The following is a 19,548-nucleotide window of genomic DNA, read 5'->3' as shown; positions in this document are numbered from 1 at the left end:
TTCGATGCGGATTTGCGCATAGCTTCCGCGCGTGCGGCAGCGGCCGGTATCGGGAGTTTCCCGTCACGAGCGGACGGACGAATGGAGGCAGGGCGGAAGGCGGGTAGAGCAGGAGGATGCGGCAGGCGACGCAGCCCCGCGGCGGGGCTGCGTCGCGCTGGCCGTCGTCAGTCGGCCAGCGCGTCCGACGCGGCTTCTACGACGTCCTGCGTCGCGCTCGTGCGGATCGCCGGGTCGCTGGTGCTCGGCCGGCCGGTCTCGACGTGCCCCGCGAAGCGGCGCACGAAGCCGAGCGGCCGCTCGTCGCTGACGGTCAGGTCATACCAGCCGTGGCTGCCGCGCAGGTCCCAGTAGTCGTCGACGTGGGCGCCCGGCGCGAGCTCGAACGTGCGTGCGCCGCGGTGGCCGTACGCGTTGCTCACCTTGAGCCGCACCGCCTTGTGGCCGCGGTTCATCAGACGCAGCGTGATGTTGCCGTTCGCGACGTCGTAGCCGTAGACGACCTCGGGGTTCCCGCTCGTGCCGCCGACGCCGCTCGCGAACGAGCCGCGGAAATGGCAGTAGAAGCCGTTCGGGCCGTACACGTCGAGGTCGTACAGGCCGAGCGACGCGGCGGCGCTCCACGTATCGGCGATCCGCTTGCCGGCTTCGACCGTGTACGTCCACGGGCCGTCGACGCGGTTGCGCGACTGCACCTGGAACGCCGCACCGGCGCGGCCCGTGTTCGCGAAGGTCAGCCGGAACTGGCCGCTCGCGGGCTCGACGCGGCCGTGCACGAACAGTTCGTACGGCAGCGCGCGCGCCGGACGCAGCCCGGCTTCCTGTTTCGGCACCGTCTGCAGCGCCGGCGGCACGGGGATGTAGTCTGGATGGCGCACGCGGTCGGGCGGCGCGTAGCCGCTCGTGTCCGGCAGCGTCGGCCAGGCGGCGTCGGCGTTCGAGAAGTCGAACGCCGACGTCAGGTTGCCGCACACCGCGCGGCGCCACGGCGATACGTTCGCGGCCGTGATCGGATATTGCGCACCGAAGCGCGCTTCGATGAATTGCAGCAGCGACGTGTGATCGAAGGTCTGCGAGCAGACCCAGCCACCCTTGGTCCACGGCGACACCACGAGCATCGGCACGCGCGGCCCGAGCCCGTACGCGCCCGCCATGTGCGACGCGTCGCCGGCGAACACCTCGTTGGTCGTCGCGACGGTCGACAGCCCGTTATCGCGCGACTGCGGCGCGAACGGCGGCGGCACGTGGTCGAAGAAGCCGTCGTTCTCGTCGTAGGTGATGAAGAGCGCGGTCTTGCTCCACACGTCCGGATTCGACACCAGCACCTTCAGCACTTGCTCGATGTACCACGCGCCGTAGTTCGCCGGCCAGTTCGGATGCTCGGAGTACGCTTCCGGCGCGCAGATCCACGACACCTGCGGCAGCGTGCCGTTCTTCACGTCCTGCTCCAGCACGTCGAACAGCGTGCCGCCGGCGCTGATGTTGGTGCCGGTGCGCGCCTTCTCGTACAGCGGCGTGCCGGGCAGCGCGTTGCGGTACTGGTTGAAGTACAGCAGCGCGTTGTCGCCGTAGTTGCCGATGTACGGGTTCTGCGTCCAGCCCCACGAGCCCTTCGCGTCGAGCCCGGTGCCGACGTCCTGGTAGATCTTCCACGACACGCCGGCCTGCTCGAGCACTTCCGGATAGGTCGTCCAGCCGTAGCCCTGTTCCTCGTTGCCGAGCACCGGGCCGCCGCCCGTGCCGTCGTTGCCGACGTAGCCGGTCCACATGTAGTAGCGGTTCGGGTCGGTCGAGCTCGGGATCGCGCAGTGGTACGCGTCGCAGATCGTGAACGCGTCGGCGAGCTGATAGTGGAACGGGATGTCGTCGCGCTTCAGGTACGCCATCGTCGTGGTGCCCTTGTTCGGCACCCACTGGTCGTAGCGGCCTTTGTTCCACGCGGCATGCATGTCCTGCCAGCCGTGCGGCAGATCCTGCAGGAACTGCAGGCCGAGGTTGTCGGCGCCCGGATGGAACGGCAGCACCTCGGCCGGGCCGGCCGGCTGGTGGAACACGGACTTGCCGCTCGCGAGGCGCAGCGGCCGCGGGTCGCCGAAGCCGCGCACGCCGCGCATCGTGCCGAAGTAATGGTCGAACGAGCGATTCTCCTGCATCAGGATCACGATGTGTTCGATGTCGCGGATCGTGCCGGTACGGCGGTTCGCGGGAATGGCGAGCGCATCGCGGATCACGGGCGGGAACAGGTTCAGCGCGGCGGCGCCGGCGGTGCCGGCGGCGACGCGGAGGAAGTCACGACGGGTCGATCGGGTCATGGTCGTTATCGTGGGGTAAAGGGGAGCCGGTTGGCGGGACATGCGGAACAACGGAACAGGCTGGCGCGCCCGGACGCAGGATGCGGCTGCGTCGGTCGTGCGGACGCGAGCATAGCGAGCAAACGGTGTCATTCATGTGAAGTCGGAAACGTTTGCACGGTTTGCAGGTACGGCGCGGGTTCGGTTGGGGCAGCGATGGCCCGCGTGGACGGCGGGAGAAGGGCGGCGCGCGGCGCGCCGCGCAGGCTTCGACACGCGGCGCCGCACGCCGCGCTGCGGCTGCGTCAGGCGTCGGTCACCCACGCGCCGAACCACTCGCTCGGCCGCGCGATTTCATCCTGGGCGGCGACGAGCTCGAGCTCGTAGCGGCGTGCGTCGTAGGTCGCCTTGACCACCGCGTGCACGGCCGCGAGCGTGTGCTCGAACGCGCCGCGCACGGAATCGCCGCGCAGCCGGCGCGCGACGAAGATCGCGCTGGTGAGGTCGCCCACGCCGACCGGATGGCGCGGAAACGCATAGAGCGGACGCTGGCCGATCCATGCTTCGGTTTCGGTGACGGCCAGCATGTTGAAGCGGTCGGCCGGGCTGTTACGGTCGTGCAGGTGCTTGACGAGAATGAGCTTCGGGCCGCGGCGGATCAGGGCGCGGCACGCGTCCACGGCTTCGGCGACCGTCTCGATGCGCCGCCCCGCGAGCTTCTGCAGCTCGGTGTGGTTCGGCGACATGCCGTCGGCGAGCGCCGGCATCTCGTCGACGATGTATTCCTCGACGCCGGGCTCGGGCCGGATTCCGCCGGTCTGGCCCAACGCCGGATCGCAGAAGTACCACGCGTTCGGGTTCATCGCCTTCACCGTGCGCACGATCTCGACCGTGGCGCGCGCCTGCGCCGGCGAGCCGACGAAGCCGGACAGCACCGCGTCGCAGCGCTTCAGGCCGCCGATCGCGGCGACACCGTCGACCAGCTGCTCCATCTTCGCGGCGTCGATCGCGCTGCCGGCCCAGTGCCCGTACTGCATGTGGTTGGACAGCTGGACGGTGTTGAGCGGCCAGACGTTGACGCCGAGCCGTTGCATCGGAAACACGGCCGCGCTGTTGCCGGCATGTCCGTAGATCACGTGCGACTGAATGCTGAGGACGTTTTTCATGGGCGCTCGCCTGCAGGCGTTTCAGGGTCACGTCACAAGATACCCGAGTTCGTCGCGCGCGCGGAAGTCGCGCGGCCTTCGAGTGTTGCGCGCCGCCGTCAGCCCGACCGCGTAGAATCGCGGGGCGTGTGGCTGCCCGGCCGCCGCGCGTGCCCGTCCCATTACCGTGAGCGCCATGTTTTCGACTTCCCCGATCTTGTCCGTCGCGCGCGCCGCGTGGCTGGCCGCCGGCATCGCCGCCGCTGCGAGCGTCGCCACGGCCGCCGCCCCGATGGCGGCCGGCAACGACGGGCCCGCGTACGGCCCGCGGCTGGAAGGGTTCGCCTATCCGGCGCCGGTGCATCGCCATGCGTTCGTGTCGCAGCGCGAAACGCTCGAAATGGACTACATGGACGTGCAGCCGGCGCACCCGAACGGCCGCACCGTCGTCCTGCTGCACGGCAAGAACTTCTGCGCGGCGACCTGGGAGGACACGATCGACGTGCTGAGCCACGCTGGCTATCGCGTGGTCGCGCCGGACCAGATCGGCTTCTGCAAGTCGTCGAAGCCGGAGCGCTATCAGTACAGCTTCCAGCAGCTCGCGCGCAACACGCACGCGCTGCTCGAGTCGATCGGCGTGAAGTCGGCGACGCTCGTCGGCCATTCGACCGGCGGCATGCTGGCGATACGCTACGCGCTGATGTATCCGAAGGCGACCGACCAGCTGGTGCTGGTGAACCCGATCGGCCTCGAGGACTGGAAGGCGCTCGGCGTGCCGCCGCTGTCGGTCGATTACTGGTACGCACGCGAGCTGAAGACGACGGCCGACGGCATCCGCCGCTACGAGCAGGCGACCTACTACGCGGGCAAGTGGGCGCCGTCGTACGAGCGCTGGGTGCAGATGCTCGCCGGCATGTATCGCGGCGCGGGCCGCGACGCGGTCGCGTGGAATTCGGCGCTCGTCTACGACATGATCTTCACGCAGCCGGTGGTCTACGAGCTCGGCGTGATTCGCGTGCCGACGCTGCTGCTGATCGGCGACAAGGACACGACCGCGATCGGCAAGGACGCCGCGCCGCCGGACGTGCACGCGAAGCTCGGCCGTTATCCGGAGCTTGCGAAGCGCACGCAGGCGGCGATTCCCGGTGCGCAACTGATCGAATTCCCGGCGCTCGGGCACGCGCCGCAGATCCAGGATCCGGACGCGTTCCACAAGGCGCTGCTCGACGGGATGGCTGCGGTCCATCCGCAGTGACGAAGTGACGAAGCGACGGGCGGGCGGGCGCGCGCCGCGAGCGGCGGCGCGGCCGCACCGTCAGCGCGTTTCGCTCGCCAGCTCGTCGCGGATCTGCGCGGCCAGCTCGAACGAGCGCAGCCGCGCCGCGTGATCGTAGATCTGGGCGGTGACGATCAGCTCGTCCGCACCCGTCTGCGCGATCCGGTCGCGTAACTGGTCGCGCACCGTGTCGCGCGAGCCGACGGCCGCGAACGACAGCGCATGCGCGACGTTCGCGAGTTCGAATTCGCTGGCCTCGAGTGCGTCGACCGGCGGCGGCAGCTTGCCCGGCGTGCCGCGGCGCAGGTTGATGAACTGCTGCTGCAGCGACGTGAAGAGGCGCCGTGCTTCTTCGTCGGTATCGGCGGCGAACACGTTCACGCCGACCATCGCATACGGCTTCGGCCACGCGGCCGACGGGCGGTATTGCGCGCGATAGAGTTCGAGCGCGCGCATCAGATAGTCCGGCGCAAAGTGCGATGCGAATGCGAACGGCAAGCCGAGCATCGCGGCGAGCTGCGCGCTGAACAGGCTCGAGCCGAGCAGCCAGATCGGCACGTCGAGCCCCGCGCCGGGCACCGCCCGCACGCGCTGGCCGGGCACCGGCGCCGCGAAATAGCGCTGCAGCTCGGCGACGTCGTCCGGAAAGGAATCGGCGCTGCCGATCAGGTCGCGCCGCAGCGCGCGCGACGTGGTCTGGTCGGTGCCGGGCGCGCGGCCGAGCCCGAGGTCGATGCGGCCGGGGTACAGCGACGCCAGCGTGCCGAACTGCTCGGCGATCACGAGCGGCGCGTGGTTCGGCAGCATGATCCCGCCCGAGCCGACGCGGATCGTCTGCGTCGCGCCCGCCACGTGGCCGATCACGATGGCGGTCGCCGCGCTCGCGATGCCCGGCATGTTGTGGTGCTCGGCGAGCCAGTAGCGGCGGTAGCCGAGGCGTTCCGCATGCTGCGCCAGATCGACGGTGTTGCGGAATGCCTGCGCGGCGTCGGCGCCTTCGGGGATGGGGGCGAGGTCGAGTACGGAAAACGGAATCATCGGATGGCCTTCGAAAGGAGGGGCGCGGTGATGCGCATGCGCAACAGATGACGACGATTCTGCCAAAGGGCCGCGCCGCGCGCTGGCGACGCACGGATACCCACACGCCTTACAGGGCTGCAAGCCACGCCCATTTCATTGTTGCGAAAATCGATCTAATCCACGAATAATTACCAAACTTTACGGCGATTCCACGTGTCTTCGCACCGACGCACAATTCTCAACGAAATGTTTGATTTTGCAGACGGCAATACGCCTGCAAAGCGCTTACGCTAATGTCGGCAGGCCGGCGCCGAAATGGTTTGCCGGCCGCGCAGCTTTGCCGAAATTGCACCAGTCCGTTTCATGTTGCTCCGCGCGTGACGGTGCGCGGGCTGCTAAAATCCTGCGCCTGTCCATGTTTTGCCGATGCCAGCCATTCGAGTCTTCCCGCATCCCGTTCCGGGTTTCGCGTGAGGGGGCGGCCGCGCGAAGCCGGGCATGGCCGCTTTCGGGGCGAGCCGTGCCGCCCCTCATACAGACGCTGCTGGAACAAGGAGTCGGGTCGTGCCCGCGTTCGTCGCTGTCGTAATACCCCATCACGTTCAACCCGGTTCGAACGATCGACGTGCCGCCCGCGGTGCCGGGAGGCATGCCGCATGATGCCGACCGTCACGCTGCTCGACTGGCTGCTGGTCGCCTTCACGCTCGCCGCGGCCGGCTATGCGCTCGTCGCGGCCTTCGCGCCGGCGCCGCGCACGCCGCGCACCGCCGCGCGCGACGGCTTCGAGCCGGTCAGCGTGCTCAAGCCGCTGTGCGGCGCGGAGCCGCATCTGTACGAGAACCTCGCGACCTTCTGCGAACAGCGCCACCCGCGCCATGAAGTGCTGTTCGGCGTCGCGTCGGCGTCCGATCCGGCGATCGCGGTGGTCGAGCGGCTGCGTGCCGACTATCCGGAATGCGACATCACGCTCGTGATCGACGCGCGCGTGCACGGCAAGAACCTGAAGGTCAGCAACCTGATCAACCTGGCCGAGCGCGCGAAGTACGGCCGCATCGTGATCGCGGACAGCGACATCGCGGTGCAGCCCGATTATCTGGAGCGCGTGACGGCGCCGCTCGCCGATCCGTCGGTCGGCGTCGTCACGTGCCTGTATCATGCGCGCAGCGTCGGCGGCTTCTGGACGCGGATCGGCGCGCAGTTCGTCGACGCGTGGTTCGCGCCGTCGGTGCGGATCACGCACCTGGGCCGCTCGAGCCGCTTCGGGTTCGGCGCGACGCTCGCCGTCACGCGCGATACCCTCGATCGGATCGGCGGTTTTCTCGCGCTGAAGGACGAGCTCGCCGACGACTTCTGGCTCGCCGAGCTGCCGCGCCGCCTCGGGCGGCGCACCGTGTTGTCCGAGGTCGACGTCGCGACCGACGTGATCGAGCCGTCGTTCGGCCCGCTGTGGCATCGCGAGACGCGCTGGCTGCGCACGATCCGGTCGCTGAACCCGATGGGCTTCGCGTTCCTGTTCATCACGTTCACCGTGCCGTGGCTCGCGATCGGCGCGGCGCTCGCGCTGCGGCTGGACGGCACCGTCGCGGGCACGCTCGCGGGCGGCGCGGCCATCGTCGGTGCGTTCGGGCGGCTCGTGCTGCATGCGCGCGGCGAGGACGGCTGGAGTGCGTTCTGGCGCGACCTTCCACTCGTGGCGGTACGCGACACGCTGCTCGCGCTCGAATGGCTGGCGGCCGCGTACGGCTCGCAGGTCGTGTGGCGCGGCGCGCGGATGACGGTGGTCGGCGGCGAGCGCGCGCCGGCGGTGGAAGGCGGCGACGGCTGCTGACGAGCATGTTGGGGGAGCCGGCCGCGCGCCCGCTCCCGAGCGAATCCGGCCCGAGGGCCGAGACGCGCCGCGCGGCCACGCCGCGCGACGCGACATGACAGAGGCGGGCGCCCACAGCGCGGCCCGCGGTTGATTGAAACTGAATCGTTGAAACGAATCGAATTATGCAGGCTACCGGAGCATTCATGAAAACGCTGTTCTTGCAGGCCCCTTCGTACGATGGCTTCGACGGCGGAGCCGGCTCGCGCTATCAGGCGAAGCGCGAAATCCGTTCCTTCTGGTACCCGACCTGGCTCGCGCAGCCGGCCGCGCTCGTGCCGGGTAGCCGCGTCGTCGACGCGCCGGCCGACGGCCTGTCGGTCGAGGAGACGCTGAAGATCGCCAACGACTACGATCTCGTGATCATCCACACGAGCACGCCGTCGTTCCCGACCGACGCGATGTTCGCGCAGGACCTGAAGAAGATGAAGCCGTCGCTGCTGGTCGGCATGGTCGGCGCGAAGGTGATGGTCGATCCGCACAATTCGCTGACGGCGAGCGACGCGATCGACTTCGTGTGCCGCGAGGAATTCGACTACACCTGCAAGGAAATCGCCGAAGGCAAGCCGTTCCCGGAGATCAAGGGCTTGAGCTGGCGCGCGAAGGACGGCTCGATCGAGCACAACGAAGCGCGTCCGATCCTCGAGAACATGGACGAGCTGCCGTTCGTCGCGCCCATCTACAAGCGCGACCTGAAGATCGACAACTACTTCATCGGCTACCTGAACTATCCGTACGTGTCGATCTACACGGGTCGCGGCTGCAAGTCGCGCTGCACGTTCTGCCTGTGGCCGCAGACGGTCAGCGGCCATCGCTATCGCACGCGCTCGGTCGAGAACGTGCTCGCCGAAGCGAAGTGGATCCGCGACAACATGCCGGAAGTGAAGGAACTGATGTTCGACGACGATACCTTCACCGACGACCTGCCGCGCGCCGAAGCGATCGCGATCGGCCTGGGCAAGCTCGGCATGACGTGGTCGTGCAACGCGAAGGCGAACGTGCCGTACAAGTCGCTGAAGATCATGAAGGAAAACGGCCTGCGCCTGCTGCTGGTCGGCTTCGAATCCGGCGACGACCAGATCCTCGTGAACATCAAGAAGGGCGTGCGCACCGATTTCGCGCGCCGCTTCAGCGCTGACTGCAAGAAGCTCGGCATCAAGATCCACGGCACCTTCATCCTCGGCCTGCCGGGCGAGACGCCGGAAACCATCAAGAAGACGATCGAGTACGCGAAGGAAATCAATCCACACACGATCCAGGTGTCGCTCGCCGCGCCGTATCCGGGCACGACGCTGTACAAGCAGGCCGTCGAGAACGGCTGGATGGAAGAGAACAAGACGATCAACCTGGTCAGCAAGGAAGGCGTGCAGCTGGCCGCGATCGGCTATCCGCACCTGTCGCGCGACGAGATCTATCACCATCTCGAGCAGTTCTATCGCGAGTTCTATTTCCGTCCGTCGAAGATCTGGGAAATCGTCCGCGAGATGCTGACGAGCTGGGACATGATGAAGCGCCGTCTGCGCGAAGGCGTGGAGTTCTTCCGCTTCCTGCGCGCGCACGAGGCCTGATTCGTGACGACGCAGCGGGCGGCGCGGGCGCTGATCTTCACCGCGGACGACTTCGGGCTGCATCCGCGCGTGAACGCGGCGGTCGAGCGCGCGCATCGCGACGGCGTGCTCAACGCCGCGAGCCTGATGGTCGGCGCGAGCGCCGCGCAGGATGCGATCGAGCGCGCGCGGCGGCTGCCGTCGCTCGCGGTCGGTCTGCATCTGGTGCTCGCGGACGGGCCGGCCACGCTGCCCGCGCATGAGATACCGGCGCTCGTCGGCCGCGACGGGCGCTTCGGCGACGCGATGGCGAAGGACGGCTGCCGCTTCTTCTTCCTGCCGCACGTGCGCGCGCAGCTGCGCCGCGAGATCCGCGCGCAGTTCGAGGCGTTCGCGGCGAGCGGCCTGCCGCTCGACCACGTGAACGCGCACAAGCATTTCCATCTGCATCCGACCGTGCTGTCGATGATCATCGACATCGGTCGCGACTACGGGCTGCGCGCCGTGCGGCTGCCGTACGAAGCGAGCGCGAGCGCGCTGCTCAAGCCGTGGATCGCGCTGGTGCGCGCGCGGCTCGACCGCGCGGGGCTCGCGCACAACGATTACGTGGTCGGCATCGAGCATACGGGCGCCATGGACGAGCGCGTGCTGCTCGACGCGCTCGCCGCGCTGCCGCCCGGTGTCGGCGAGATCTATTGCCATCCGGCCGAAGCCGGCGACGGCCCGATCACGCCGACGATGGCCGATTACCGTCCGGCCGACGAGCTCGACGCGCTGCTGTCGCCGCGCGTCGCGGCGGCGCTGAAGGCGGCCGGCGTCGCGACCGGCGGGTTCGCCGACGTGTTCGGTCAGCGGGCGGCGCGGCGCGGCGCGCAGCGCGCGCGCGCAGCGGGGGCGCAGCCGTCGTGACCAAGTGGATCAAATGGCTCGGCTGGCCGATCGGCATCGGGATCCTGCTGGCGCTGGGCCTGCACGAGGGTATCGGCGACGTGTCGCGGATGATCGAGCGCGCCGGCTTCGCGCTGCTGTGGCTCGTGCCGTTTCACGCGCTGCCGCTGCTGCTCGACGCGTACGCGTGGCATCAGTTGCTCGACCGTCGCGCGACGCTGCCGTTCCTGTGGTGGATCGCGACCGTGCGCGAGGCGGTGAACCGGCTGCTGCCGGTCGTCGGCATCGGCGGCGAGCTGGTCGGCATCCGGCTCGCGCGCTGGCAGGTGGCCGACGCGAGCCGCGTGACCGCGTCGGTGATCGTCGAGGTGCTGGTGACGATCGTCGTCCAGTATGCGTTCGCGGCGCTCGGCCTCGTGCTGCTGCTGGCGACCACGCACGACATGGGCGGCGGCACGATCGGCCTCGCGCTGGTGCTGACGCTGCCGTTGCCGGTGCTCGGCGTCGTGCTGATGCGCCGCGGCGGCGTCTTCCACGCGATCGAGCGCTTCGCCGGGCGCTTGCTCGGCGATTCGCACCGCTTGCTGCAGGGCGTCGACGGCCGGCGGCTCGATCGCGACATCGATGCGCTGATGTCGCGCACCGCGCTGCTGTTCAGCGCGTTCTTCTGGCAGCTGGCCGGCTACGTGCTCGGTGCGCTCGAGATCTACTGGGCGCTCGCGCTGCTCGGCCATCCGGTGTCGATCGGCGGCGCGGTCGCGATCGAGGCGATGACGCAGGCCGTGCGCCATGCGGCGTTCATGGTGCCGGGCGGCCTCGGCGTGCAGGAGGCCACCGTCGTGCTGCTCGCGCAGATGTTCGGCGTCGATCGCGAGAGCGCGCTGTCGCTCGCGCTGGTCAAGCGCGGCCGCGAGGTGCTGTTCGGCTGTCTCGCGCTCGGCTCGTGGCAGCTGGCCGAGCTCGTGCGCACGCGCGGCCGGATCGCCGCGATCCCGGCCGCCGCGCGCGTCGCGCAGCCGCTGCGCGGCGAGCGCGAGCGTCGGACCGAATCGACCCATTGAACGGGTGACGGGCCGCGCGGCCCGTCTCGCGCTTTTGGCGCGGCGCGGGTATGCTTGCCGCGTGTTTTCTCGACGCGCAATTCTTCCGATGATCTTTCGTTTCCGGCTGTTTCCCGTGACGCTGCTGGCTGCCGCACTCGCGCTGTCCGGCTGCAACGACAAGGGCGATCTCGACGTGCAACGCATCAGGGATTTCTTCACCGCGATCAAGCCGGCGCCGCTGCTGCTCAAGGGGCTGAAGGTCGGCGTGTCGACCGAGGCCGACGTGCGCGAGACGATGGGCAAGCCCGACACCGAGCGCATGTTCACCGACGGCTCGAAACGCCTCGAATATCCGCGCGGGCCGATGGGCAACCAGACCTGGTTCGTCGATCTCGACGCGAGCGGCCATTACGTCGGCGCGACCCAGGTGCTCACCGCCGAGAATTTCGCGAAGGTGCGCCCCGGCATGAACGAGGACGAGGTTAGGCGCCTGCTCGGCAAGCCGGGCGACGTCGCGCAGTATCCGCTCAAGCCCGAGACGGTATGGAGCTGGCGCTGGCTCGAGGACGGCGTGAACACCGACGCGTTCTTCAACGTCCATTTCGGCCCGGACGGGCTCGTCTACACGACTTCGCGCTCCGACATCCTGAAGGGGCGCTGACTCCCGGCGCGTCGCGATATCGAAAAAGCGACCGGAAAATTGCAAAAAAGCCGCTTCCCTGCGTGTTGTACGACTGTCAGGGAGCGGCTTTTTTCCTTTTGAAACAGCGCCGTAGCCCGCGCGTTCAAATCGCCGCATCGTTTGCTGCGACGCAGCAATGGCGGACGAGGTGATTTGAGACAAATATTTTCGCTTGCGACTATCCGCGTCAGCCCGGCGTGGGACAGGTATGCGCGCCGGTAACCCTGTCAACACTGGAGACGCGCGTGTTCCTTTACGGCTTTGGTCCCGTCCTGTGGGCCGGCACCGTGCAGACCATCGAGCTGTCGGTTCTGTCGCTCGCCACCGCGGTGGCGCTGGGGCTGATCGGCGCGGTGGCGAAGCTGTCGCACAACCGGGTGCTGCGAGCGATCGCGACCGGCTATACGACGCTGATCCGCTCGGTGCCCGATCTCGTCCTGATGCTGCTGCTGTTCTACAGCATTCAGATCTGGCTGAACCAGTTCACCGACCTGCTGGGCTGGGACCAGATCGACATCGATCCGTTCGTCGCCGGCGTGCTGACGCTCGGCTTCATCTACGGTGCGTACTTCACCGAGACGTTCCGCGGCGCGTTCCTGTCGGTGCCGCGCGGCCAGCTCGAAGCGGGCGCGGCCTACGGGATGAGCGGCGCGCGCGTGTTCGCGCGGATCATGTTTCCGCAGATGATGCGCTTCGCACTGCCGGGCATCGGCAACAACTGGCAGGTGCTCGTGAAGGCGACCGCACTGGTGTCGATCATCGGCCTCGCGGACGTCGTGAAGGCCGCGCAGGACGCCGGCAAGAGCACCTTCAACATGTTCTTCTTCATTCTCGTTGCGGCGCTGATCTATCTTGCGATCACGACCGTTTCCAATCTCGTGCTGATCCAGCTCGAGAAGCGTTATTCCATGGGCGTGCGGCACGCAGAACTATGATCGAGATTCTCCAGGAATTCGGCCAGGCGTTTCTTTACTGGGACGGCCAGCGGCTGTCCGGCCTCGCGGTGACGTTGTGGCTGCTGGTCGCGTCGATTTCGCTCGGCTTCGTGTGCGCGGTGCCGCTCGCCGTTGCGCGCGTGTCGAAGAAGCGCTGGGTGTCGACGCCGGTGCGCCTCTACACGTACGTGTTTCGCGGCACGCCGCTCTACGTGCAGTTGCTGCTGATGTACACGGGAATGTACAGCCTCGAGTTCGTCCGTTCGCATTCGCTGCTCGACGCGTTTTTCCGCAGCGGCTTCAACTGCGCGATTCTTGCGTTCGCGCTGAACACGTGTGCGTACACGACGGAGATCTTCGCCGGTGCGATCCGTGCGATTCCGCACGGCGAGGTCGAGGCTGCGCGCGCATACGGGATGTCGCCGTTCACGATGTACCGGCGCGTGATCGTACCGTCGGCGCTGCGGCGTGCGCTGCCGCTGTACAGCAACGAGGTGATCCTGATGCTGCACGCGACCACCGTCGCGTTCACCGCGACCGTGCCGGACATTCTGAAAGTTGCGCGCGACGCCAATTCCGCGACCTACATGGCGTTCCAGTCGTTCGGCCTCGCCGCGCTGATCTATCTTGCGGTATCGTTCGCACTCGTCGCGGCATTTCGCCGGGCGGAGCGCCACTGGCTCGCGTATCTCGCGGCCGGACGTCATTGATTTCACTTCGAGGAGAGCCAGTTGGCCGAGATCACTCAAACGAGCGCGTCCGCTTCCGTCAAGCTTGCCGCGGTCGACATTCACAAGCGCTATGGCGATAACGAGGTGCTCAAGGGCGTGTCGCTGAACGCGAAGGCCGGCGACGTCATCAGCATCATCGGCGCGAGCGGTTCGGGCAAGAGCACGTTCCTGCGCTGCATCAATTTTCTCGAGCGGCCGAACGCGGGGCAGATCGTCGTCGACGGCGAGACCGTGCGTACCAAGACCGACCGTGCCGGCGCGCTGGAAGTTGCCGATCACAAGCAGTTGCAGCGGATCCGCACGAAGCTGGCGATGGTGTTCCAGCACTTCAATCTGTGGGCGCACATGAACGTGCTCGAGAACGTGATGGAAGCGCCGGTGCATGTGCTCGGCATCACGAAGAAAGAGGCCGAGGAGCGTGCGCGCGAGTATCTGGAGAAGGTTGGTCTGCCGCCGCGCGTCGAGAAGCAGTATCCGTCGCATCTGTCGGGCGGCCAGCAGCAGCGCGTCGCGATCGCGCGGGCGCTCGCGATGCATCCGGACGTGATGCTGTTCGACGAGCCGACTTCGGCGCTCGATCCGGAGCTCGTCGGCGAGGTGCTGAAGGTGATGCAGAAGCTCGCCGAGGAGGGGCGCACGATGATCGTCGTCACGCACGAGATGGGTTTTGCGCGCAACGTGTCGAACCACGTGATGTTCCTGCATCAGGGGCGGACCGAGGAGCAGGGCGATCCGAAGGAAGTGCTGGTGCGTCCGCAGAGCGAGCGTCTGAAGCAGTTCCTGTCGGGCAGTCTCAAGTAACGCGACGGGCGGTTTTCATCGTGGTCCCGGTGTCTCGTCCCGCAGGCGCCACCCGCACGACGCAGGTGGCGATCGTTGCGTTGCCGCCCGTGTCGATGTCGGGTGTGGGGCCGATCGTCGATGCGTTGAATCTCGCGAACGAGATCGACGGGCGGCTGTTGTATCGGTGGCAGGTGTGTTCGTGGGACGGGCGGCCGGTGCCGCTCGCCGGCGGTGCGCACTGGCATGCCGATGCGGCGTTCAACGATGCGATTGCGTGTGACTGGTTGATCGTCGTGTCGGAGCGGTTTCAGCAGTTCGCCGACTATCGGTTGTTTCTCGCGAGCCTGGCGCGGGTCGGGCAGCGTACGCCGGTCGTCAGCGGGATTCACCACGGCGTGTGGTGGCTGGCGATGGCGGGGCAGTTGTCCGGGTATCGCGTGAGTGTGAACTGGGAGACGTATCAGCAGTTTGCCGAGCAGTTCGAGCGTTCGATCGTCACGCAGCAGATCTTCGAGATCGATCGTGATCGGGCGACCTGTGCGGGCGGGCAGGCGACGGTCGATTTCATGCTGGCGATGATCGGCCGTGAGCATGGGGCCGATCTGGCGGAGCGGATTGCCGATGCGCTGGGCGCCGGCACGCTGCGCAGCGGCGAGGAGCGGCAGCGGATTCCGTTCGTTACTGCGCCCGGCGAGCGGCATCCGCGGCTCAACGATGCGTTGTTGCTGATGGAGGCCAATATCGAGGATCCGCTCACGACCGACGAGATTGCCGGGTTGGTGGGGGTGTCGCGGCGGCAGCTCGAGCGGTTGTTTCGGCAGTATCTTGGGGCGATGCCGTCGAAGTATTACCTCAATCTTCGGTTGCTCAAGGCGCGTACGCAGTTGCAGCGGACCAGCAAGTCGGTCGTGCAGGTCAGTCTCGCCTGTGGGTTTTCTTCTGCTGCGCATTTTTCCAATGCTTATCGCGAGCGGTTTGGGGTGACGCCGCGGGAGGATCGGCGGGCGTGGCTCGAGAAGCAGACCGGGGGTGGGAGTGAGCCGCGGGCTGGGGCGTTGGTCGAGCGTCATGGGGATTAGCTAGCGCGGTTTTGTCGTGCGACTTGGCGTTGGCGTGAAATACCTGTGATCGTGTCGGTCTATTAGCGTCGCCCCTGCGCGGGGCGGCGGTTACTTTTCTTTGTCTTGCCAAAGAAAAGTAACCAAAAGAAAGGCGCTCAGATAACGCGTGACCTCCCGGTGCCATGGTCACCGGAGTGGCCACCGCCTAAGTGTCCGCGCCAGTAACGAAGCCGGAGTGGTTCGAGAAATAGTTCTGACATCACTCACCACACCACAGAGCGGTATACCGCCCGCTAGCTCCGTCCTCGCTTCGCTCGGACGACGGGCAACTCCCCGGTTTCAAGGTGAGCGATCCGTGTATCCGCAATGGTTCCCCATCGCGCCAGCACGGAGAAAATCGTCCGGTTGTAATCGTGAAGGGCTAATTGATCCGGAGCACTTATTTCATGGCCAGCTCGCGCACGTGGCGCAGATTTTGCGGTTGAAGTACCTTGCAGCCGAGCGCAGCGAGGATGGAGCTGGCGGGCGGTATACCGCTCTGTGGTGTGGTGAGTGATGTCAGAACTATTTCTCGAACCACTCCGGGTTCCTGTCTGGCGCGGACACTTAGGCGGTGGCCACTCCGGGTGCCATGGCACCGGGAGGTCATGCGTTATCTGAGCGCCTTTCTTTTGGTTACTTTTCTTTGGCAAGACAAAGAAAAGTAACCGCCGCCCCGCGCAGGGGCGACGCTAATAGACCGACACGATCACAGGTATTTCACGCCAACGCCAACGCCAGCGCCACCAGCAAGTCAGCCCGACAAAACCGCTTCCGATAGAACCCGTCGCAATTCCGCAAGACGCTTGCGCAGCCCTTACCTAAACTTGAACCTGTTGAACCCTCTTACGAACCCGAAAGGAACGACCATGACGACCTCGACCGTGACCCGCCAGACATTCGACGAAGTGATGGTGCCGGTATTCTCCCCCGCGCCGTTCGTGCCGGACCGTGCAGAGGGCTCGCGCGTGTGGGACACGGCCGGCCGCGAGTACGTGGATTTCGCATGCGGCATCGCGGTCACGTCGCTAGGCCACGGCCATCCGGAACTGCTGAAGGTGCTCGACGAACAGGGCCGCAAGCTCTGGCACATCGGCAACGGCTACACGAACGAACCGGTCCTGCGCCTCGCGAAACGCCTCGAATCGCTGACCTTCGCCGACCGCGCATTCTTCGCGAACTCGGGCGCCGAAGCGAACGAAGCCGCCCTCAAGCTCGCCCGCCGCGTCGCATTCGATCGCCACGGCGCCGACAAATATGAAATCGTCTCGTTCGTCCAGTCGTTCCACGGCCGCACGCTATTCACGGTCAGCGTCGGCGGCCAGCCGAAATACTCCGAAGGCTTCGGCCCCGTCCCGGCCGGCATCAAACACCTGCCGTTCAACGACATCGAAGCCGCCAAGGCCGCGATCGGCCCGCAAACCTGCGCGGTGATCGTCGAGCCGGTGCAGGGCGAAGGCGGCGTGATCCCGGCCGATCCGGCCTTCCTGAAAGCCCTGCGCGACGCATGCGATGCGAACGACGCACTGCTGATCTTCGACGAAGTGCAAACGGGCGTCGGCCGCACCGGCCATTTCTACGCGTACATGGATACGGGCGTCACGCCCGACATCCTCACCACCGCCAAAGCACTCGGCAACGGCTTCCCGATCGGCGCCATGCTGACGACCAACGAACTCGCCGCGCACTTCAAGGTCGGCGTCCACGGCACCACCTACGGCGGCAACCCGCTCGCGTCGGCCATCGCCGACAAGGTCGTCGAACTGATCGCCGAGCCCGCGCTGCTCGAAGGCGTGCGCGAACGCAGCGTGCGCCTGAAAGGCGCGCTGGAACGCATCAACGCACGCTTCGGCATCTTCAAGGACATCCGCGGCAAGGGCCTGCTGGTCGGCGCGGAACTGACCGCGGCGTTCGACGGTCGCGCGAAGGACTTCGTCAACGCGGCCGCCGACAACGGCCTGATCATGCTGATCGCCGGCCCGAACGTGCTGCGCTTCGTGCCGTCGCTGGTGATCCCGTTCGACCTGCTCGACGAAGGCGTGAAGCGCTTCGAAAAGGCGGTCGAGCAGGTGCTCGCGGCCCACGAAGCCACCGCGCGCTGAGCGGCGCACCCACCGCAGACAGGAACGACGATGCTATTTGTCCGCCCCGGCAAACTCACGGATCTCGATGCGCTCGCGCAGATGGCGCGCACCGCGCAGCCGGTCCTGCACTCGCTGCCGCACGACCGCGCAGCGCTCGAAGCGCGCGTGGCGCTCTCCGAAGACTCGTTTCGCGCGGACGTCGACTTCGCCGGCGAAGAGTTCTACCTGTTCGTGCTCGAAGATGCGTCGACGGGCAAGCTGCTCGGCACGGCGAGCATCGTCGCCGCGGCCGGCTACTCGGAACCGTTCTACGCGTTCCGCAACGACGCGTTGATCCATGCGTCGCGCGAGCTGCACGTGAACCGCAAGATCCATGCGCTCACGATGTCGCACGAGCTCACCGGCAAGAGCCGGCTCGCCGGCTTCTACGTCGATCCGTCGCTGCGCGGCGACGCGGCCGCGCACCTGATCTCGCGCGCGCGGATGATGTACATCGCCGCGAACCGCCGCCGCTTCACGCCCGAAGTGTTCACGCTGCTGCTCGGCGTGAGCGACGCGACGGGCGCATCGCCGTTCTGGGAAGCGGTGGGCCGCAAGTTCTTCGGCCGCGACTTCACCGACGTCGACATCGCATCGGGCGGCCGCAGCCGCACCTTCATCGCCGAAGTGATGCCGGCCTATCCGCTGTACGTGCCGCTGCTGCCCGAAGCCGCGCAGCGCGTACTCGGCGAGCCGAACGAATCGGCGCTGCTCGCGTACGACATCCACCTCGAGGAAGGCTTCGAACCCGACCGCTTCGTCGACATCTTCGACGCGGGCCCGGTGCTCACCGCGCAGGTCGACCGCACCGCCTGCGTGAAGTTCGCCGCCGAGCGCACCGTGCGCGAAGCCTCGCGTCAGCAGGGCGACGTCGCGTACATGGTGTCGAGCGGCAGCGGCGAAGCGTTCCGCTGCGTGCTGGCCGATCTGCCCGCCGAAGCGGCCGATGCGGCCGGCGCACATGGCGCCGACGCGCCGCTCGCCGCCGACGTGCGCGCGGCGCTCGGTGTGAAGGATGGCGATGTCGTGCGCTGCGTGCCGCTGCATCGCCGCGACGATGAAGACATGAAGGGAGACGCAGCATGATCGTCGTTCGGGTCGTACAAACGGGCGACGTCGACTCGCTCGTGTCGCTCGCGCAGGAAACCGGGCCGGGCCTGACCACGTTCAAGCCCGACCGCGACGCGCTCGCCGCGCGCATCGAACGCTCGCGCCGCACGCTCGACGGCCGCGCCGCACCGGGCGAAGCCGGCTACTTCTTCGTGATGGAAGATTCGACGACGGGCGACATCGCGGGCGTCTGCGGGATCGAGTCGCAGGTCGGCCTCGAGCAGCCGTTCTACAACTATCGCGTGAGCACCGTCGTGCATGCGAGCCAGGAGCTCGGCGTGTGGACGCGCATGCACGCGCTGAACATCTCGCACGACCTGACCGGCTACGCGGAAGTGTGCTCGCTGTTCCTGAGCCCGCGCTATCGCACGGGCGGCGTCGGCGGCCTGCTGTCGCGCTCGCGCTTCATGTTCATCGCGCAGTTCCGCGAGCGCTTTCCGGAACGCATCTGCGCGGAGCTGCGCGGGCACTTCGACGAGGACGGCACGTCGCCGTTCTGGCGCGCCGTCGGCTCGCACTTCTACCAGATCGACTTCAACGCGGCCGATTATCTGAGCTCGCACGGCCGCAAGTCGTTCCTCGCCGAACTGATGCCGCGCTATCCGGTGTACGTCGACCTGCTGCCGCAGGACGCGCAGGACGCGGTCGGCCTCACGCACCGCGACACGCTGCCGGCCCGCAAGATGCTCGAAGCAGAAGGGCTGCGCTATCAGAACCACGTGGACATCTTCGATGCCGGCCCGGTGCTCGAATGCCACATCAACGACCTGCGCACCGTGCGCGAGAGCGTGGTCGTGCCGGCTGCGATCGGCGTGCCCGATGCGCTCGGCGACGCGAGCCGCTCGCTGGTGTCGAACACGTCGCTGCACGACTTCCGCGTCGGCGTCGCGCCGGGCGTGGTCGCGAACGGATCGTTCGTGCTGTCGGCCGACGATGCCGCCGCGCTCGACGTGAAGGCCGGCGATCCGGTCCGCGTGCTGCCGCTCAAAGCCAAACAGGGATAAAC

16 protein-coding genes are annotated in these 19,548 nt (G+C 67.2%); 13 read left to right on the top strand and 3 right to left on the bottom strand.

Translation table 11 applies throughout. From position 1 onward, the window contains the following. Positions 1 to 167 precede the first annotated feature (167 nt). Both AK36_RS23525 and pdxY read right to left on the bottom strand, forming a co-directional pair. Positions 168 to 2,312: a phosphocholine-specific phospholipase C gene (locus AK36_RS23525; protein ID WP_045579314.1), complete on the bottom strand. Its 2,145-nt coding sequence runs from the start codon at positions 2,310 to 2,312 to the stop codon at positions 168 to 170. A 284-nt stretch (positions 2,313 to 2,596) separates the two neighbouring features. Continuing rightward, positions 2,597 to 3,457 carry a pyridoxal kinase PdxY gene (gene pdxY, locus AK36_RS23520; protein ID WP_011884000.1) on the bottom strand — a complete coding sequence of 287 codons (861 nt, stop codon included), beginning with the start codon at positions 3,455 to 3,457 and terminating at the stop codon, positions 2,597 to 2,599. A gap of 175 nt (positions 3,458 to 3,632) precedes the next feature. Between pdxY and AK36_RS23515 the strand changes: the two genes are divergently transcribed. Beyond that, positions 3,633 to 4,691, top strand: coding sequence for an alpha/beta fold hydrolase (locus AK36_RS23515; protein ID WP_045579313.1), 1,059 nt, complete (start codon positions 3,633 to 3,635; stop codon positions 4,689 to 4,691). A gap of 60 nt (positions 4,692 to 4,751) precedes the next feature. Here AK36_RS23515 and AK36_RS23510 read toward each other — a convergent pair whose 3' ends face one another. Continuing rightward, the gene (locus tag AK36_RS23510; RefSeq protein WP_045579312.1) at positions 4,752 to 5,750 is read right to left on the bottom strand and encodes an LLM class flavin-dependent oxidoreductase; all 999 of its coding nucleotides are present in this window, start codon (positions 5,748 to 5,750) and stop codon (positions 4,752 to 4,754) included. A gap of 638 nt (positions 5,751 to 6,388) precedes the next feature. Between AK36_RS23510 and hpnI the strand changes: the two genes are divergently transcribed. From hpnI to astA, 12 genes are all read left to right on the top strand, one after another. Next, positions 6,389 to 7,561, top strand: coding sequence for a bacteriohopanetetrol glucosamine biosynthesis glycosyltransferase HpnI (gene hpnI, locus AK36_RS23505; RefSeq protein ID WP_014722750.1), 1,173 nt, complete (start codon positions 6,389 to 6,391; stop codon positions 7,559 to 7,561). A gap of 161 nt (positions 7,562 to 7,722) precedes the next feature. Continuing rightward, complete coding sequence (gene hpnJ, locus AK36_RS23500) at positions 7,723 to 9,168, top strand: hopanoid biosynthesis associated radical SAM protein HpnJ (RefSeq protein ID WP_306306641.1); 1,446 nt, start codon at positions 7,723 to 7,725, stop codon at positions 9,166 to 9,168. A 3-nt stretch (positions 9,169 to 9,171) separates the two neighbouring features. Next, the gene (gene hpnK, locus AK36_RS23495; RefSeq protein ID WP_045579311.1) at positions 9,172 to 10,056 is read left to right on the top strand and encodes a hopanoid biosynthesis-associated protein HpnK; all 885 of its coding nucleotides are present in this window, start codon (positions 9,172 to 9,174) and stop codon (positions 10,054 to 10,056) included. After that, positions 10,053 to 11,096 carry a lysylphosphatidylglycerol synthase domain-containing protein gene (locus AK36_RS23490; RefSeq protein ID WP_034194202.1) on the top strand — a complete coding sequence of 348 codons (1,044 nt, stop codon included), beginning with the start codon at positions 10,053 to 10,055 and terminating at the stop codon, positions 11,094 to 11,096. The genes hpnK and AK36_RS23490 overlap by 4 nt, the downstream gene beginning before the upstream one ends. An 88-nt stretch (positions 11,097 to 11,184) precedes the next feature. Further along, on the top strand, positions 11,185 to 11,739 hold the full coding sequence (locus AK36_RS23485; RefSeq protein WP_011884016.1) for a hypothetical protein: 555 nt from the start codon (positions 11,185 to 11,187) through the stop codon (positions 11,737 to 11,739). Between the two features lie 266 nt (positions 11,740 to 12,005). Continuing rightward, positions 12,006 to 12,695, top strand: coding sequence for an ABC transporter permease (locus AK36_RS23480; RefSeq protein WP_011884017.1), 690 nt, complete (start codon positions 12,006 to 12,008; stop codon positions 12,693 to 12,695). Next, positions 12,692 to 13,405 carry an ABC transporter permease gene (locus tag AK36_RS23475; protein WP_011884019.1) on the top strand — a complete coding sequence of 238 codons (714 nt, stop codon included), beginning with the start codon at positions 12,692 to 12,694 and terminating at the stop codon, positions 13,403 to 13,405. The genes AK36_RS23480 and AK36_RS23475 overlap by 4 nt, the downstream gene beginning before the upstream one ends. Before the next feature lie 21 nt (positions 13,406 to 13,426). After that, positions 13,427 to 14,227 carry an ABC transporter ATP-binding protein gene (locus AK36_RS23470; RefSeq protein ID WP_011884020.1) on the top strand — a complete coding sequence of 267 codons (801 nt, stop codon included), beginning with the start codon at positions 13,427 to 13,429 and terminating at the stop codon, positions 14,225 to 14,227. A 20-nt stretch (positions 14,228 to 14,247) separates the two neighbouring features. Then, positions 14,248 to 15,288: a GlxA family transcriptional regulator gene (locus tag AK36_RS23465; RefSeq protein ID WP_011884021.1), complete on the top strand. Its 1,041-nt coding sequence runs from the start codon at positions 14,248 to 14,250 to the stop codon at positions 15,286 to 15,288. Positions 15,289 to 16,178: 890 nt separating this feature from the next. Next, the gene (locus tag AK36_RS23460) at positions 16,179 to 17,411 is read left to right on the top strand and encodes an aspartate aminotransferase family protein (RefSeq protein WP_011884023.1); all 1,233 of its coding nucleotides are present in this window, start codon (positions 16,179 to 16,181) and stop codon (positions 17,409 to 17,411) included. A 30-nt stretch (positions 17,412 to 17,441) separates the two neighbouring features. Further along, positions 17,442 to 18,518, top strand: coding sequence for an arginine/ornithine succinyltransferase subunit alpha (gene aruF / locus AK36_RS23455; protein ID WP_045579310.1), 1,077 nt, complete (start codon positions 17,442 to 17,444; stop codon positions 18,516 to 18,518). Continuing rightward, the gene (astA, locus tag AK36_RS23450; RefSeq protein ID WP_045579309.1) at positions 18,515 to 19,546 is read left to right on the top strand and encodes an arginine N-succinyltransferase; all 1,032 of its coding nucleotides are present in this window, start codon (positions 18,515 to 18,517) and stop codon (positions 19,544 to 19,546) included. The genes aruF and astA overlap by 4 nt, the downstream gene beginning before the upstream one ends. Positions 19,547 to 19,548: the final 2 nt, after the last annotated feature.

This window comes from Burkholderia vietnamiensis LMG 10929 (assembly GCF_000959445.1).
In the GTDB taxonomy this organism is placed as follows: domain Bacteria; phylum Pseudomonadota; class Gammaproteobacteria; order Burkholderiales; family Burkholderiaceae; genus Burkholderia; species Burkholderia vietnamiensis.
The sequence above is the reverse complement of the archived record's forward strand: the minus strand, read 5'-3'. Positions and strand labels throughout refer to the sequence as shown.